General features: G+C 73.4%; 16 protein-coding genes. 7 read left to right on the forward strand and 9 right to left on the reverse strand.

Annotated elements, in window-relative coordinates:
• The first annotated feature begins 23 nt into the window (after positions 1–23).
• Entirely contained in the window at positions 24–1,178 is a 1,155-nt protein-coding gene (locus ABZ919_RS37560; protein ID WP_361257482.1) for a betaine/proline/choline family ABC transporter ATP-binding protein, read from the forward strand.
• 10 nt (positions 1,179–1,188) lie between these two features.
• On the opposite strand, the gene ABZ919_RS37565 is transcribed toward ABZ919_RS37560, so the two are convergent.
• From ABZ919_RS37565 to ABZ919_RS37575, 3 genes are read right to left on the reverse strand one after another with little or no spacing between them, the layout of a single operon-like run.
• Complete coding sequence (locus ABZ919_RS37565; RefSeq protein WP_361257485.1) at positions 1,189–2,124, reverse strand: ABC transporter substrate-binding protein; 936 nt, start codon at positions 2,122–2,124, stop codon at positions 1,189–1,191.
• Entirely contained in the window at positions 2,121–2,792 is a 672-nt protein-coding gene (locus ABZ919_RS37570; RefSeq protein ID WP_361257488.1) for an ABC transporter permease, read from the reverse strand. The genes ABZ919_RS37565 and ABZ919_RS37570 overlap by 4 nt, the downstream gene beginning before the upstream one ends.
• Complete coding sequence (locus ABZ919_RS37575) at positions 2,789–3,532, reverse strand: ABC transporter permease (RefSeq protein WP_361257491.1); 744 nt, start codon at positions 3,530–3,532, stop codon at positions 2,789–2,791. The genes ABZ919_RS37570 and ABZ919_RS37575 overlap by 4 nt, the downstream gene beginning before the upstream one ends.
• Positions 3,533–3,699: 167 nt before the next feature.
• Between ABZ919_RS37575 and ABZ919_RS37580 the strand changes: the two genes are divergently transcribed.
• A complete protein-coding gene (locus ABZ919_RS37580) occupies positions 3,700–4,584 on the forward strand; it encodes an alpha/beta hydrolase (RefSeq protein WP_361257494.1) in 885 nt (294 codons plus the stop codon).
• Positions 4,585–4,620: 36 nt separating this feature from the next.
• Here ABZ919_RS37580 and ABZ919_RS37585 read toward each other — a convergent pair whose 3' ends face one another.
• Positions 4,621–5,193 (reverse strand): TetR/AcrR family transcriptional regulator, encoded by a 573-nt coding sequence (locus ABZ919_RS37585; protein ID WP_361257497.1) that lies wholly within the window; start codon positions 5,191–5,193, stop codon positions 4,621–4,623.
• Between the two features lie 176 nt (positions 5,194–5,369).
• Here ABZ919_RS37585 and ABZ919_RS37590 point away from each other — a divergent pair, with 176 nt between their 5' ends.
• From ABZ919_RS37590 to ABZ919_RS37600, 3 genes are read left to right on the forward strand one after another with little or no spacing between them, the layout of a single operon-like run.
• On the forward strand, positions 5,370–6,227 hold the full coding sequence (locus ABZ919_RS37590) for a MoxR family ATPase (RefSeq protein ID WP_361257500.1): 858 nt from the start codon (positions 5,370–5,372) through the stop codon (positions 6,225–6,227).
• Entirely contained in the window at positions 6,224–7,579 is a 1,356-nt protein-coding gene (locus ABZ919_RS37595) for a VWA domain-containing protein (RefSeq protein WP_361257503.1), read from the forward strand. The genes ABZ919_RS37590 and ABZ919_RS37595 overlap by 4 nt, the downstream gene beginning before the upstream one ends.
• A gap of 46 nt (positions 7,580–7,625) precedes the next feature.
• Positions 7,626–8,600 carry a D-cysteine desulfhydrase family protein gene (locus ABZ919_RS37600; RefSeq protein ID WP_361257506.1) on the forward strand — a complete coding sequence of 325 codons (975 nt, stop codon included), beginning with the start codon at positions 7,626–7,628 and terminating at the stop codon, positions 8,598–8,600.
• A gap of 44 nt (positions 8,601–8,644) precedes the next feature.
• On the opposite strand, the gene ABZ919_RS37605 is transcribed toward ABZ919_RS37600, so the two are convergent.
• From ABZ919_RS37605 to ABZ919_RS37620, 4 genes are all read right to left on the reverse strand, one after another.
• Positions 8,645–9,289 (reverse strand): hypothetical protein, encoded by a 645-nt coding sequence (locus ABZ919_RS37605; RefSeq protein ID WP_361257509.1) that lies wholly within the window; start codon positions 9,287–9,289, stop codon positions 8,645–8,647.
• Positions 9,290–9,358: 69 nt separating this feature from the next.
• Positions 9,359–10,324, reverse strand: coding sequence for a DUF1152 domain-containing protein (locus ABZ919_RS37610; protein ID WP_361257512.1), 966 nt, complete (start codon positions 10,322–10,324; stop codon positions 9,359–9,361).
• Positions 10,325–10,430: 106 nt separating this feature from the next.
• Positions 10,431–12,062, reverse strand: a complete 1,632-nt coding sequence (locus ABZ919_RS37615) for a sigma-70 family RNA polymerase sigma factor (protein ID WP_361257515.1) — start codon at positions 12,060–12,062, stop codon at positions 10,431–10,433.
• 103 nt (positions 12,063–12,165) lie between these two features.
• Complete coding sequence (locus ABZ919_RS37620) at positions 12,166–12,993, reverse strand: class I SAM-dependent methyltransferase (RefSeq protein WP_361257518.1); 828 nt, start codon at positions 12,991–12,993, stop codon at positions 12,166–12,168.
• 74 nt (positions 12,994–13,067) lie between these two features.
• On the opposite strand from ABZ919_RS37620, the gene ABZ919_RS37625 reads away from it, so the two are divergent.
• The gene (locus tag ABZ919_RS37625; protein WP_361257521.1) at positions 13,068–13,667 is read left to right on the forward strand and encodes a TetR family transcriptional regulator; all 600 of its coding nucleotides are present in this window, start codon (positions 13,068–13,070) and stop codon (positions 13,665–13,667) included.
• A 131-nt stretch (positions 13,668–13,798) separates the two neighbouring features.
• Here the strand turns inward: ABZ919_RS37625 and ABZ919_RS37630 are convergent, their stop codons facing one another.
• The gene (locus ABZ919_RS37630; RefSeq protein WP_361257524.1) at positions 13,799–14,746 is read right to left on the reverse strand and encodes a LysR family transcriptional regulator; all 948 of its coding nucleotides are present in this window, start codon (positions 14,744–14,746) and stop codon (positions 13,799–13,801) included.
• A gap of 97 nt (positions 14,747–14,843) precedes the next feature.
• Between ABZ919_RS37630 and ABZ919_RS37635 the strand changes: the two genes are divergently transcribed.
• Positions 14,844–15,539 (forward strand): type 1 glutamine amidotransferase domain-containing protein, encoded by a 696-nt coding sequence (locus tag ABZ919_RS37635; protein ID WP_361257527.1) that lies wholly within the window; start codon positions 14,844–14,846, stop codon positions 15,537–15,539.
• The last annotated feature ends 199 nt before the right edge of the window (positions 15,540–15,738 follow it).

Below are 15,738 nucleotides of genomic sequence, written 5' to 3' on the forward strand. Positions count from 1 at the left end.
CACGGGGCCGCTAGCGTGAGGAAATGATCCGGTTCGAGCAGGTCACCAAGCGGTATCCGGACGGTACGACGGCCGTGGACGACCTCTCCTTCGAGGTGGCCGAGGGGGAGCTGGTCACGCTCGTCGGACCGTCGGGCTGCGGCAAGACGACGACCATGATGATGGTCAACCGGCTGATCGAGCCGACCTCCGGCCGGATCCTCGTCGACGGCCGGGACATCGCCTCCGTCGACCCGGTGCGGCTGCGCCGCCGTATCGGGTACGTCATCCAGCAGGTGGGCCTCTTCCCGCACCGCACCGTCCTGGACAACACCGCGACGGTGCCCGCGCTGCTCGGCTGGAAGCGGGCGGCGGCGCGGGCGCGGGCCGCCGAGCTGCTGGATCTGGTGGGGCTCGACCCGAAGACGTACGGGCCGCGCTATCCGGAGCAGTTGTCCGGCGGGCAGCGGCAGCGGGTCGGGGTGGCGCGGGCGCTCGCGGCGGATCCGCCGGTGCTGCTGATGGACGAGCCGTTCGGTGCGGTCGACCCGGTGGTGCGCGAGCAGTTGCAGGACGAGTTCCTGCGGATGCAGGCGTCCGTGCGCAAGACGGTGCTGCTGGTCACGCACGACATCGAGGAGGCCGTCCGGCTCGGCGACCGGATCGCCGTGTACGGCCAGGGGCGGATCGAGCAGTTCGACACGCCGGGCGCGGTGCTCGGGGCGCCCGCGACACCGTTCGTCGCCTCCTTCGTGGGAGCCGACCGGGGGCTGAAGCGGCTGTCGGTCACGGCGATCGAGCCCGACGATCTGGAGCAGCCGCCCGTGGCCCGCCCGGACGAGCCCGCCGGGCGGGCCGTCGAGCGGCTGCGGGCCGAGGGCGCGCGGTGGGCCGTCGTCCTGGACGCCCACGGCGATCTGCACGGCTGGGTCGGCATCGACGAGCTCGCGAAGGGCGGCGCCGTAGGGGATCTGGCCCACCGGATGACGGCGTGGGTGCCGGTGGGCGCGCCGCTGAAGCAGGCGTTCGGGGTGATGCTGCAGCACGACGCCGGATGGGTCGCGGTGCTGGACGGCGCCCGCTTCCTCGGTGTGCTCACCCCGGCGAAGCTGCACGAGGCGCTGCGCCGCTCGGTGGACGCGGACGCACGGGGCGTGGCGCGCGGGCAGGTGTCGTTCGACTCGGTGGCGGACGCCTGAACCGGGTCGCTCACTTCAGCAGGCCCTTGTCCTTCAGATAGGTGCGGGCGACATCGGCGGGCAGCCGGCGCCAGCTGTCCACCTGCCGGTCGAGCTGCGCCAGGTCCTCGGTCGTCAGAACGTCGTTGAGCTTGCCCAGCGCCTTGACCACGTGGTCGCTGCCCGCGCGGGAGCGGTTGACGACCGGGACCACGTAGTCGGCGTTCTGCAGATGCCTGTCGTCGGCGAGCAGGACCAGGCCGAAGGAGTCGAGCGTGGCGTCCGTGGTGGTGGTCAGCACCAGCTGGTCCCGGCCCTGCTGCACGGCCCGCTTGGCCTGCGTGGTGCCGACTCCCTTGGGATCGACGCCGGTGACGCGGATGCCGTACACCTTTTTCAACCCCGGCTCACAGTACGGCCGTTGCACGCACTCGTCGCCCGCCGCGATGCGTACGCCAAGCCGCGAGGCGCCGAGGTCGCTGAGGGTTCTGAGACCGTGCAGGCGGGCGTAGGAGCCGCTCACCGCGAAGGCGTTCTGGTCGACGGCCCGGCCGGGCGGGAGGACGCCGAGCCCGCGGGGCGCGGCGAGCGCGCGCAGGGCCTTCATCGTCGTGGCGAGGTCGGGCGAGCCGGCCGGTGCCGCGTCGGCGCCGTGCGTCTTGGCGTTCAGCCAGTCGGCGAAGGTGGCAGCGTACTCGGGCACGACGTCGATCTGGCCGGATTCCAGCGCCGGTTCGTACAGTTCGCGGTTGGCGACCGTGAGCATCGACGTCCGGTAGCCGGCCTGGTTCAGCAGCTGGGCGTACATCCGGGCGAGCAGGTCGCTCTCGGTGAAGCCGGCCGAGCCGATCGTCAGATGGTGGCTGTCGCCGGGCGGCGCCGTGACCTGGCCGCGGTTCTCCAGGGAGGGACCGGCGGAGCAGGCGGTGAGGGTGAGCAGGGTGGCCGCCGTGAGGACCCTCCTCATCGGCCGCTGCGCGCCCACACCGGCGCCAGCCTCTCGGCGATCTCGAAGAGGCCCTCGACGACGAGCGCCAGCCCGGCGACGAGCAGGGCGCCCGCGACCACCTGGGGCGTGCTGGCCAGGTTGAACCCGGCGGTGATGATCCGGCCGAGGCCGCCGCCGCCCGCGAGCGCGGCGATGGTGGCGGTGGCGACGAGCTGGACGGCGGCGATCCGGACCCCGTTCATGACCATCGGCAGCGCGAGGGGCAGCTCCACGCCCAGCAGCATCTGCCGCCCGGCCATGCCCATGCCCCTGGCCGCGCGGACGACGCCGCGGTCGACCTCGCGCATGCCGACGTAGGCGTTGGTGAGCAGCGGCGGGACGGCGAACAGCACCAGGGCTACCACCGTGGGTCCCTCGCCCCACCTCCCGACCGGGGTCAGGAGCAGCAGGACCAGGACGGCGAAGGTGGGCACGGCCCGGCCGACGTTGGAGATGTTGACGGCGAGTGCTCCGCCCCGGCCGAGGTGGCCGAGGACCAGCGCGACGGGCAGCGCGATCAGGCAGCTGAGGACCAGGCAGACGACGGTGAGCGCCAGGTGCTGCAGGAGCCGGTGCCGGACGCCGTCGTCGCCCGACCAGTGCGCGGGGTCGGTGAGCCAGTGCCACGTCGCGGTGAGCGTGCTCATGTGCGGCCCGCCCCCGCCCCGGCGACCCGCGTCCGCGCCCGCCCTCGTCCGGCCGGCACCCGCGCACGGGCCGCCCGCGTCCACGGCGTGATCAGCCACTGCACGCTCAGCAGGAGCAGGTCGGCGGCGACGGCGATGAGCACGCACAGCACGGACGCGGTGAGCACCTGGGCCTTGAAGTAGGTGTTCATCCCCGCGTAGATGAGGTTGCCCAGGCCGCCGAAGCCGACGATCGCGCCGACCGTGAGCAGGGAGACCGCCGAGACGGTGGCGATGCGCAGGCCGGCCATGGCGGCGGGCAGGGCGAGGGGCAGTTCCACGGTGAGCAGGAGGCGGACCGGGCCGTAGCCGAGGCCGCGCGCGGCCTGCCGGGTCTCCTCGGGCACCGCGCGCAGGCCCGCGAGGATGTTCCGGACGAGCAGGGTGAGCGAGTACAGCACGAGCCCGGTGACGACGAGGGCGGCCGAGAGGCCGTAGAGGGGCAGGAGCAGGGAGAACATGGCGAGCGAGGGGATGGTGTAGAGGATCGTCGTCACGCCGAGGACGGGGCCGGCGGCCCAGCGCCGGCGGCGGGCCAGGACCGCGAGCGGCAGGGCGACGGCCAGACCGATGAGGACCGACAGGAAGGTCAGCTGCACGTGCTGCGCGACCGCGTCGAGGAGGATCTGGCGGCGGCTGGTCAGGTAGGCGCCGCAGATCCATTCGTTGCGCGCGAGGCAGTCGTCCGGGGGTGCGGTCACGGTCTCATTGGACCGGGCGGGCCTGGCGGGCGACGCGTTGTGCTGGCCCGTACGGGTGGTGACCGGCCGCCCCGTCCGTGTCACCCGGTTGGGCGATGCCGCCGAGCCTTCGCTCGCCGATGCGTCGAAGCTCTTGTGCGTCGGCCCCGAGGGAAAGCGAGAACGGTATGACGGGCTCTGCGATATCCGGCTCTCCGCGCCGCGCCAAGCGCCTGAGCGTCGCCACGGCAGCGGCGCTGGCCACCGCCCTGTGCACGGGGGCCACGACTCCGTGCCCGGCGAGCGGGGCGGCGAGCGGCGAGAAGCCGACCATCGTCCTGGTGCACGGCGCGTTCGCCGACGGTTCCAGCTGGAACGGAGTGATCGAACGGCTGGAGCGCCGAGGGTACAAGGTCATGGCACCGGCCAACCCGCTGCGCGGGCTGTACAGCGACGCGGCGTACATCGCCTCGGTGCTGAAGTCGGTCGAAGGTCCCGTCGTCCTGGCCGGCCACTCCTACGGGGGTGCCGTCATCAGCACGGCCGCTGCGGGCAATCCGCAGGTGAGATCCCTGGTGTACGTATCCGCGCTGATGCCGGACGTCGGCGAAAGCGGCATGTCGCTGTCCGCCCGGTTCCCCAGCGCGCTCGGCACCGCCACCGACTCCGTGCCCTTCCGGACCGGCAGCACGAGCGGCACCGACCTCTACCTCAAGCCGGACAAGGTGCACTCCGTGTTCGCCGCCTGCCTGCCGGAGAGCCGGGCGAAGCTGCTGGCCGTCACCCAGCGTCCCGCCGCCACGACCGCGTTCTCCGAGAAGGCCAGGGCCGCCGCGTGGAAGGACATCCCGTCCTGGGCCCTCGTGGGCCGGCAGGACAGGACCATCAGCCCCGGGCAGGAACGCTTCGAGGCCCGACGGGCCCACTCCCACACCGTCGAGATCGACACCTGCCACGTCTCCCTCGTCGCCCGGCCCGATGCCGTCGCCGGTCTGATCCTCCAGGCAGCAGCAGCCGCCGGGCACGAGCCGCCGGCCACGAAGAGGGCAGAGGCCTCCGGGGCACGGCGGTAGCCGCGCACCGGTGGCGGCCCCGCGCGTTCGGGGGCGCTAGTCCATCCCCGCCGCGTCCAGCAGCGCGGTCACCGTCGCGGTCGCGAGTCCGTCGTCGAGGCGTTCCACGCCGGCGCCCGCCCGGGCGCCGGCGCCGTCGAAGACGAGCAGGAGCTGGCGGGCGAGCAGATCGGGGTCGCGGGCGCCGCCGCGCTCGGCCTCGGCACGGAAGGTCGCGGCCAGCCTCTCCTTGACGCTCCGGGCGACCAGGCTCGCCGGGTGCTCGGCGTTCTTCAGCTCCACCAGGACGGCCAGGTAGGGGCAGCCGCGGTATCCGGCGTCGGCGGAGGCCTGCTCCAGACGTTCGAAGACGTACAGGACGCGCTCGCGCGGGGTCGCCCTCTCCGGGTCGGGGTGGGCGAACTGGGACTCGTACCGGGGGATGCGCCGTTCCAGGCTCGCGGCGAGCATCCCGTCCTTGCCGTCGAAGAGCTGGTACATCGACCGCTTGGAGACGCCCGCCTCGCGGCACAGCGCCTCGATGCCGACGGAGACGCCGTCGCGGTAGGTGAGCCGGGCGGCCGCGTCCAGCAGCCGGTCGCGCGGTGACGCCTTGTCTGTGGAGGCCATGCAGGGAGGGTAACCGGACCCCGGGACGAAAGGAAACCGATCGGTGTATATCGGTGGCCCTGCAGGACATCTTCCGCCCCGGCCTGCCAGGGAGCGGTCGGACCCAGGTGACAGCAGCGCTGAACAAGCGCTTAGATAGGAGTCCTACGCCCGCTCCCGAACCGCCGGAGGCCCCGTTGTTCACGTCCGTCGACGACGTCTCCGCCCGCCTGGCCGAGACCGGATACCTCGCCTCGCCCGCCGTCGCCACCACCGTCTTCCTCGCCGCCCGGCTGGGCAAGCCGCTGCTGGTCGAGGGCCCCGCCGGGGTCGGCAAGACCGAGCTGGCCAAGGCCGTCGCCCAGGTGGCGGGAGCCCGGCTGGTCCGGCTCCAGTGCTACGAGGGGGTGGACGAGTCCCGGGCGCTGTACGAGTGGAACCACGCCAAGCAGCTGCTGCGGATCAGCGCCGGCCGCGACGAGAGCTGGGACGAGACCCGCACCGACGTCTTCAGCGAGGAGTTCCTGCTCCCCCGTCCGCTGCTGACGGCCATCCGCGGCGACGAGCCGACCGTGCTCCTCATCGACGAGACCGACAAGGCCGACGTCGAGATGGAGGGGCTGCTGCTGGAGGTGCTCAGCGACTTCCAGATCACGGTTCCGGAGCTGGGCACGGTCACCGCCACCCGCCGCCCGTTCGTCGTGCTCACCTCCAACGCCGGCCGGGAGCTGTCCGAGGCGCTGCGCCGCCGCTGCCTCTTCCTGCACATCGGCTTCCCCGAGGAGGAGCTGGAGCGGCGCATCGTACGGCTGAAGGTGCCGGGCCTCGACGTGGCGCTGGCCGAGTCGGTGGTCCGGGTGGTCGGGGCGCTGCGCGCGATGGACCTGCGCAAGGTGCCGTCCGTCGCCGAGACCATCGACTGGGCGCGCACCCTGCTGGCGCTGGGTGCCAAAACCCTCGACGAGACAGTCGTACGGGACAGCCTCGGCGTGATCCTCAAGCACCAGGACGACATCCAGAAGGCGGCGGCGAAGCTCGACCTGGACACGCTGTGACGGCCGTCGCCGAGCGGATCACCGGTCTGGTCGGGGCGCTGCGCGCGCACGGGGTGCGGATCGGCACCGGCGAGAGCGTGGACGCGGCCCGCGCGGTGGAGGCGCTGGGCCTCGCGGACCGGGAGCTGCTGCGCGAGGGGCTGGCCGCGACGCTGCTGCACGGCCCAGGACAGCGGGCGGTGTTCGACCCCGTCTTCGACCTGTACTTTCCGCGCGGTGTCGGTGCACCGGACGGCGACGCACCCGGGGACCGCGAGGCGCTGCGCGACCGGCTGGCGCAGGCTCTGGCGGCCGACGACCGTGCGCTGATGGCCCGGGTGGCGGCGGAGGCGGTCGACGGCCTCGGCGGGTACGGCAGTTCACCCGGTTCGGACGGCTGGTCGGCGTACCAGACGCTGGACCGGTTGCGCCCGCAGACCCTGCTGGCCCGGGTGCGGGCGGACGTCCGGGGCCGGGACGGCAGCGGTGCGGGCTTCGCCGAGCGGCTGCTCGACGACGAGATCCGGCGCCGTATCGAGGAGTTCCGGCGGATGGTCGGAGCGGAGGCGCGGCGCCGGGTCGCCGAGCGGCGCGGGCGCGACGAGATCGCCCGGCGCGGCGTCGTGGCGACCGCGGACCGGGTGGACTTCCTCTTCGCGAACCGGGACCAACTGGCCGAGCTGCGCAGGGCTGTTCAGCCGCTCGCGCGCAAGCTGGCCACCCGGCTGGCCGCGCGCCGCCGCCGGGCCGCGCGCGGCACGATCGACCTGCGCCGCACCCTGCGCTCCTCCCTCTCGACCGGCGGGGTGCCGATGCGGCCGGTGCTGCGCCGGCGCCGCCCGGTCCGCCCCGAACTGGTGCTGCTGTGCGACGTGTCCGGCTCGGTGTCCGGATTCTCCGACTTCACGATGCTGCTGGTGCAGGCGCTGCACGACCAGTTCAGCAAGGTGCGCGTGTTCGCCTTCGTCAACCGGCTGGACGAGGTGACCGGCCTGCTCGGCCACGGCCGCGCCGACCCCGACGGGCTCAGCGCCCGCATCCGCACCGAGGCCACGCTCACCGGCTGGCACGGCAGCAGTGACTACGGCGTGGCGCTGGGCGAGTTCGCCGAGCGGTACGGAGGCGCGGTGGGCCCGCGCACCACCGTGTTCGTCCTCGGCGACGCCCGGACGAACATGAGCGACCCGAACCTGGCCGCCGTACGGGAGGTCGCCGGACGGGCCCGCCGTGTGTACTGGCTGAACCCCGAACCGCGCGCCCAGTGGGGCACCGGCGACTCGGCGGCACCCGCTTACGCCGGACTCGTCGACATGCACGAGTGCCGTACGGCGCGTCAGCTCAGCGCTCTGATCGCCCGCCTGCTGCCGGTGTGATCGACTGGTCCGTGACGCCCGCGATCGGCACCGAAGGACGTACGCCATGAGCAACCCGCCCGTACCGCTCGGCACCTTCCCCACCCCCGTCGAGCCGGCGCCCCGGCTGGCCGCCGCGCTCGGGCTCGGACCCGAGGACCTGTGGATCAAGCGCGACGACCTGACCGGTCCGGGCGGCGGCGGAAACAAGATCCGCAAGCTGGAGTGGACGGTCGGCATGGCTCTCGCCGAGGGCGCGGACACGCTCGTGACCACGGGTGCCGCGCAGAGCAACCACGCCCGGCTCACCGCCGCCGCGGGCGCGCGGCTGGGCCTGGACGTGGTCCTCGTGCTGCGCGGCGCGCCGGGTGCCTCGCGGTCCGGGAACCTCGCGCTGGACGGGCTGTTCGGGGCGCGGCTGGCCTGGGCGGGTGACGTGGACCGGGCGGGGCTGGACACGGCGGCGTCCGAGGTGTGCGAGCGGCTGCGGACCGGCGGTGCCCGGCCCGCACTGATCCCGTTCGGCGGGTCGGGGGTGCTGGGCGCCCGGGGGTATGTGCGCTGCGGCCGGGAGCTGGCCGACCAGGTGCCGGGGCTGCGGACGACGGTGGTCGCGCTCGGATCGGGGGGCACCATGGCCGGCCTGGTGGCGGCCCTGGGGGCCGGCTCGGTGCTCGGCGTGGACGTGGGCGCTCTCGCCGATCCTGCGGCGGCCGTCGCCGAGTTCGCCGCACCGCTCACGACCGAGGAGGTTACGGCGGCGGCGCTGCGAGTGCGCCGGGATCAGGTCGGCGGCGGATACGCGACGCTGACCGAGCCGGCGGCCCGGGCGCTCCGGCTCGCCGCGCGCACCGAGGGCCTGGTCCTCGACCCCGTCTACACGGGCCGCGCCCTGGCCGGCCTCCGGGCGGCGGTCCGTGACGGTGACGTCCGGCCGGGCGAGAAGACCGTGTTCGTGCACACCGGCGGGCTGCCCGGACTGTTCGGGCACCCGGACGCGGTCGCCTTCGCGGAGGAGGGGGCGGCGGCCTTCGAAGGGTGAGGGCGGGGGCGGTGTCCGCAGGGGCTTCCGGCCGCCTCCTCATCTCATGCCCCGGCGACGACGGACGCCCTTCGCGCGGCACGCCGTACGGTGAACAGGGCGACGGCATAGGCGAGGTCGAGCAGGAAGCAGCCGACGTAGAGATAGTGCATCAGGGCGGTGTCGTGGCGCGGCACCGGGTCGGGGTCGGTGAGCATCGACAGGGAGGCACAGACCGTGCCGAGCAGCTTGGTCAGCGCGATGCCCGGGGACTGGCCGCGCGTGCCCCGGCGGGCGGCGAGCATCGCGAGGAACATGCCGGACATCGCCAGGTTGCTGCCGAACGCGGTGATGGCGCCGCCGCCCGCGTCGAACTGCTCGGAGGCGTAGTTCATGCCCGGGTACGCGAAGGCGAGCAGCACGGCGAGTGCGGGCAGGAACAACCGGCCGGGCAGGTACGGGAATTCGGACCGTCCGAAGCGTACGACCGTGTAGCCCACGGCGAGGTCGAAGCAGAACCAGACGACGTTGACGACGTGCATGACCCCGGACGGGGGCCGCACGAACGCGAACATGAACTCCCAGCTGATGTTGGTGGCGAAGGCGACGACCGGCATGCCGAAGGTGTGCTCCCGCAGACCCGTGCGTATCAGCAGCGCATAGGCCGCGGTCCAGAACACCCCGGTGCCGAGCAGGAACGCCGTGTGCATGGATACCCCCGTCGACCGACCGTCCGATGCAGCGCCGACGACTACTCTGGCACGGTGACGGCCGCCGGCTCAGTGCGGGAAGGCCCGAGGCGGTCGCTGCCGGGGGAGCTCCTCGCGGAAGCCGGAGATGGCCGAGCTGATCTGGCGCATCAGAACCGTGCCCTCGAGCCGGTCGAGGTAGAGGTTCGCACGTGCCAGGACCGGCAGGTCGAGGCAGAAGTACAGCGCCATCAGCGGGTTCACGAACAGCTCGCTGCCGCGGGTGCGCTCGGTGAACCTCACGTCGCCGAACTGCCCCTGCACGGCTGCGGCGACGGACCCGTGCACGATGCTCGGATGACTGGCGTGGCAGCTCTGGGCATGGGTCACCGCGTCGAGGTAGGCGGCTCCCTCGGGGCTCTCCCGAGGGAGCGAGAAGGCACCCAGATAGCCGCCGGCGCGGTCGAGGGACGCCAGGTTCTCCAGCACCAGGGAATGGTTCACACCGTGATAGGCGTCCACCCCGAAGCCCACGCAGGCCACGAGCCGGTGCGGGACCTCGTCCAGTCCGGCGACGGCGGCCAGGCTGGCCATGTCCTCCTCCGGAGTGCCGAGCCCGTGCTCGTCGCCCCGCATCAGGATGTCGGTCCCGCCGTCCACCAGCACGATCGCGTCCACCCCGCCCAGGTGTTCCAGCAGTGTCCGGTAGGCGGCGCGCAGGGGCTGTACACCGGTGCGGGGGAAGGCGTACACGGTGTCAGGCAGCTCCTGCGCGTGAAGCCAGCGGGCGAGGGAGCGCTCGGGGAAGTAGTCGCCGCGCAGCGGTGTGTCCGGGCGGACCGCGGCGACGTCCTCCCCGGCCCAGGCGTCCAGGTCCAGGCCGTAGAGGTCGGAGAAGGACAGGCTGGCAAGGTGGACCTCACTGCCGGCCGACCGCAGCGCGAGGGCCAGGGGCAGCCCGGCGTAGACGTCGAAGCCGCCGCCGGCACCGGCGACCAGGACCCGGCGCGCCTCACGCAGGCGGGCGAAGAACTGGGGCTCACGGAGGGAGAACACCGCCAGACCCTAACAAGATCGGCCCGCCGCTCGCCCGGGACGGCGATGAACGAGCAGGGGCGTCCGCGTGGTTCCGCTCGGTCCCCGGGGCTCCTGCGCGACGGCGTCACAGCTTGGCGCCGAAGTCCTGCGTCCACCAGGGGCCGCCGGCCCCCTTGTGCACGCCCACACCGATGTCTTTGAACGAGCAGTTGAGGATGTTCGCCCGGTGACCGGGACTGTTCATCCAGGACTGCATGACGGCTGCGGCACTCTGCTGGCCCTGGGCGATGTTCTCGCCGTACGTGGACCAGCGGTAGCCGGCGGCGGTGATGCGCTGTCCGGGGTCGGCGCCGTCCGGGTTGACATGGTCGAAGAAGTGGCGAGCGGCCATGTCGTCGGAGTGGCCCTGGGCCGCCTTCTGCAGCTGCGGGTCCTCGGTGAGGGGGCCACAGCCGGCGGCTGCCCGCTCCTTGTTCACCAGCGTGACCACCTGGCCGGCGACGTCGGTCGGATCCGTCGAGGCCTTCGTCGTGCTCGCCGGGGCCGGAGCGGGTCGGGTGGACTGCCGTGCGGTGGGGATGCTCCCGCGCTTCACCGGCTTCGCGGCCCGCGTCCTCTTCGGCTTCGACGGCGACGGGGAAGGGGAGGAGGAGGCCGACGGCGACGCGTCACCGGCACCGGGTGTGGCGAGGTCCAGGACGGGGACGGCCGCTCTTCGTCCGGCGGCCGCGCTGTCGGAGCCGGCTCCGGGGTCCGTGCCGAAGTACCACAGCCCGCCTCCGACGACGCAGGCCGCAACGACGGCGCCACCGGCGGCCCTTCGCCGTGTGCGCCGACGCCGACGCGACTGGCGGCGCGAGTCGGTCCGGCCCGGTGTGCCACGTCGTGCCGCACGCGGGCCCGCCGCCGTCCCGCCACCGGTGCCGCCGAGCGGTACGGCGGCACCTGCGGGGGCAAGACCTGCCGAGAGGGCGGACACTCTGGCCGGCAGGGCGGGAGACACGGCGACCAGGGCGAGACCGGCGAGCAGCCCCTCCGCGGGCATCAGTCCGCTCCACAGTCCGCTGCAGCGGCTGCAGCCGCGCGCGTGCCGGGCTATTCGCTTGCGCCACAGGGCCGAGGGCCTGGCGTCCCAGGAGGCCAGCATCGTGTGGAGGTCCGCGCAGCGCGGCCGTGAGTCGAGCGCCCGCACGACCACGCGGGCCGCTTCGAGCTGTGCCTTCATCCGCTGTACCCGCACCGCCGTGTGCTGGGGCGACAGGTCCAGGGCCTCCGCCACCTCGGCCCGGGTGAGCTCGCCCGCGCACTCCAGCCACCACAGTGACAGCAGTCCCCGGTCATCGGGCTCCAGCCAGCGGGTCGCCCGCGCCGTCTCCTGGCGCTGTCCGGCGAGCTGCAGCTGGACCACGGTCAGGTCGACGAAGTCGGCCCCCGGATCGGCCAGTTCCTCGGCCTCGTCCATCGTGCCCGGGGCGGAGTTCCGGTTCTGCCCGTGCGCCCGGACCTGGTTCATCGCGATCGCCACCAGCCAGGAGCGAAAGCTCTCGGGGCAGCGGAGTCCGCCGAGCCCGTCGAGGGCGCGCAGCATGGTCTCCTGTACGACGTCGTCGACGTCCACCGACCCGTTCAGGGCCCGGCCCACAATGTTGTAGACCAGCGGGAGGTAGGCGTTGACAAGCGCGTCCTGAGCTTGCGTATCGCCCTCTCGGGCGGCCGTGACCAGCGCCGCCGTCTCCACCGCGTCGTGCGTACTCATACCAGTGCTTCCCGTCATCGAGGCCGAACGATTGTGTCCGATACCTGGGAGACCGCTCGACGGGCCCCGGATAACAGTTCCTCGCACATGAGTTTCAGACGGGTCAGGCGGTGCCGGTGCGCGCCGCGGTGACGGCGACGGTGGCGTAGTGCATCGTGAAGCCGCCCCCTGCCGCGTCGATGGCGGCGCCGACGCCTGTCAGCACGCTCGCGAGCTCGTCTCGCGAGAGCCGGGTGAAGGCACCCTGGGTGGGCAGCTGATCCAGCCACTCGTCCCGTGTGCAGGACTGCTCCCAGTCGAATCGCGACTGCTCGGGGGCGGTGAACCCGGCCGCCTTCCGTATGCCGTCGGCCGCCGTGGCGCACAGCGCCGCGTACCCGTCCACGGCCGACACGGTCCCTTGGCGGGCGGCGAGCGAGTCGGGCAGCACCCGGCGGTAGACCTCGGCAAAGGCCTGCGCCACGTCGGGCCCGGGCTGGCCCGCGTTCCAGAAGAGGGCCAGCCGGCCGCCGGGACGCAACGCCTGTGCCGCCTTGGCGGCTCCGGCGACCGCGTCGACCCAGTGCCAGGTCTGTCCGGAGACGACGGCGTCGAACCGCCGGCCTGCCGGATCCCAGGCCTCGAACGACGCCACCTCCACGTCGGTTCCGCGCTGTCGCGCCAGGCCGGCCATCCGGGCGTCGACGTCGACGCCCAGCACCCGGCAGCCGGCCTCTTGGAACTGCCGGGCCACGATGCCGGTGCCGCAGCCGACGTCGAGGACGTCCGGCCCGGGGCTCGCGGCGACGATCCGGTCCACCAGGGCTCGAGGGTAGCGCGGCCGGGCCCGGTCGTAGCGCTCGGCGTCCGACCCGAACGACTCGGCCACCTGCCGGTGTTGATGAGATGCGGTCGCGGGGCGAGGACCTCGCTCCGGCGGTAAAGTGGGCATGCGCCCACTATGAGTGGGCACATGCCCACTCGTCAATCGGGCCGGGCCGGTCAAGACGGAGAAGGAGAAGTGAGGTGCCCACGGGAGTAGCCCTCCGCGACGTGCGCCACCAACTGTTCGACGCCGCCGAGCGCGTCCTGCTCCGGGACGGGCCGAGCGCCCTCACCAGCCGGGCGGTGACCACGGAGGCAGGCTGCGCCAAGGGCGTCCTGCACCGGCACTTCACCGACTTCGACGCCTTCCTCGCCGACCTCGTGCTGGACCGCATCGCCCGGATCGACGACCGGGCCGCCGCCCTGCGCGACTCCGCCGGAACCGGCACCGTCGCCGACAACCTCACCCAGGCGCTGATGGGACTGTTCGACACGGTCGCGGTGGCCGTCGTCAGCCTCGTCACCTCCCGGGACTGCCTGCGCGCCCGGCTGCGCGAGGTCAGACCCACCGGCGTCCCGGTCCTCACCGACGCCGCGACCGCGATCGCCGCCTACCTCGACGTCGAGCGCGAACTCGGCCGTATCGGCGCGGACGCCGATGTCGACACGCTCGCTCCCGCTCTCATCGGAGCGGTGCACATGCTGTTCGCCGACCGGCAAAGCGCCCCGCCACCGGCCGGAGGCGTCCGCAAGGTCGTGACCGCGGTCATGGCCGGCGCCGCTCAGCAGCCGCCACGGTGAGCGGCCCGGCGGCAGGCACCTGCCGGCGGATCGGGCACCGGCGACCCGCCGCCCGGCGGCAGGGCATGTCCCACCAGGCGGTGCTGCGCGAAAGCCGCTGAGCGGGCGGCCCGGGGTCGGCGCCCGTACCGCTACCAGCTGTGCGCATCCCGCAGCAGGAGCGTACGCACACGGGCCACGTCGGGGTTGTCGCTGACGCCGGGCCGCTGGACCAGGAAGCCGGTGTTGATCGGCGGGTCCTCCGGTTCCAGCAGCGCCACGAGCGCGCCCGAATCCAGCAGGCCCTGGCAGAGATAGCGGGGAAGCACCCCGAAACCCGCGCCGGCGGCCACCGCCGCGAGCACTCCGCGCAGGTCGGGCACGGTCACGGCGGCGGTGCGGGACAGCCGCCGGCCGAAGACGTGCCGCCAGTAGCGGCGGGCGATCGGCAGGTCCTCGGCGTAGGTCACGAGAGGCACCTCCTGCAGGGCGGCGGGTCCCTCGTCGGCGGGCCGGTCCGCCAGCCGCTCGGCCCACACCGGCGCGGCGACGAGCACGAACTCCTCGTCGGCGAGCGGGACCGCGTGCAGCGTACGGCCGCGCGGGCGGGTGGTGGCGATCACCAGGTCGTGACGTCCCGCACGCAGCTCCTCCAGCAGCGGATCGGTCAGTCCGGTCGAAACCCGCAGCCGTACGCCCTCGGCGGCGACCAGGGGTGCCAGGGCCGGCAGCACCGTGGTGCACAGCAGCTCCGCCGGTCCGGCCAGATGCACGGGCTCGCGGCGCGCACCGGACGGCGCCGTGGGTCCGGCGACGGCCGCCAGCTCGTCCAGGGGCGCCGCGATCCGGGCCGCGAGTTCGTCGGCGACCGGCGTCGGCGCGACGCCGCGCGGCAGGCGCTCGAACAGCTCCCGGCCGGTCTGCCGTTCCAGCGCGCGCATCTGCGTCGTCACCGTCGGCTGGGACAGACCCAGCAGGCGGGAGGCGCCGGTGAAGGAGCCGGAGCGGTACACCGCGAGGAAGGTGCGCAGCACGTTCAGATCGAGGGAAGCGGTCTCCACGCGTCGAGTATTCACCGGGCGGCGTTCCCTCGCATCCATAGGAGATCCGATACCAGGCATTCGTCGTTTCATTGGCTGCCTATGGGTTGTGTCGCCTACGTTCGACACCGGAAACCCCCTCCGGGAGAAGGAACCCATGTCGAAGATCCTGTTCGTGCTGACCGGCGCCGACCGCTGGACGCTCGCCGACGGCACCTCGCACCCGACCGGCTTCTGGGCCGACGAGGCCACCGTCCCCTACCGCGCCCTCAAGGCCGCCGGCCACGAGATCGTCGTCGCCACGCCGGGCGGTGTGCTGCCCCAGGTCGACCGGGCGAGCCTGGCCGCCGAGGTCAACGGCGGCCAGGAGAAGGCCGAGGAAGTGGCGCGCGCCGTGGAGGAGATGACCGAGCTGCGCACGCCGGTCGAGCTCGCGAAGGTGGACCTCGACGACTTCGCCGCGGTCTTCTACCCGGGCGGGCACGGCCCGATGGAGGACCTGGCCGTCGACGCCGACTCCGGCCGGCTGCTCGTGGCGGCCCTCGACTCGGGCAAGCCGCTGGGCGTGGTCTGCCATGGACCGGCCGCGCTGCTCGCCGCGGTCCGGGACGACGGCGCCAACGCCTTCGCCGGCTACCGGGCGACGGCCTTCACCAACGAGGAGGAGACACAGGCCGGCTTCGCCGAGCGGGCCCCGTGGCTGCTGCAGGACCGGCTGGCCGAGGCCGGGGTGGACGTCCGGGCGGGCGAGCCGTGGGCGCCGCACGTCGTGACCGACCGGAACCTGATCACCGGCCAGAACCCCGCCTCGGCGGGCCCGGTCGCCGATGAACTGCTGAAGAAGTTGGGCTGACGACGCCGAGCCGAAGGCGCGGAACTGAGGAAGCCGGGCGGAGGACGACGCCTGGCCGGGTGGGCCGGAGCGGACGGCACGGCAGGCGCGGAAGGCGGCGGGCGCGGCAGGCGCGGAAGGCGGCGGGCGCGGCAGGCGCGGAAGGCGGCGGGCGCGGCAGGCGCGGAAGGCGGCGGGCGCGGCAGGCGCGGAAGGCGGC

Origin of the sequence: Streptomyces sp. NPDC046759, assembly GCF_040645475.1 — a bacterium.
GTDB lineage: Bacteria > Actinomycetota > Actinomycetes > Streptomycetales > Streptomycetaceae > Streptomyces.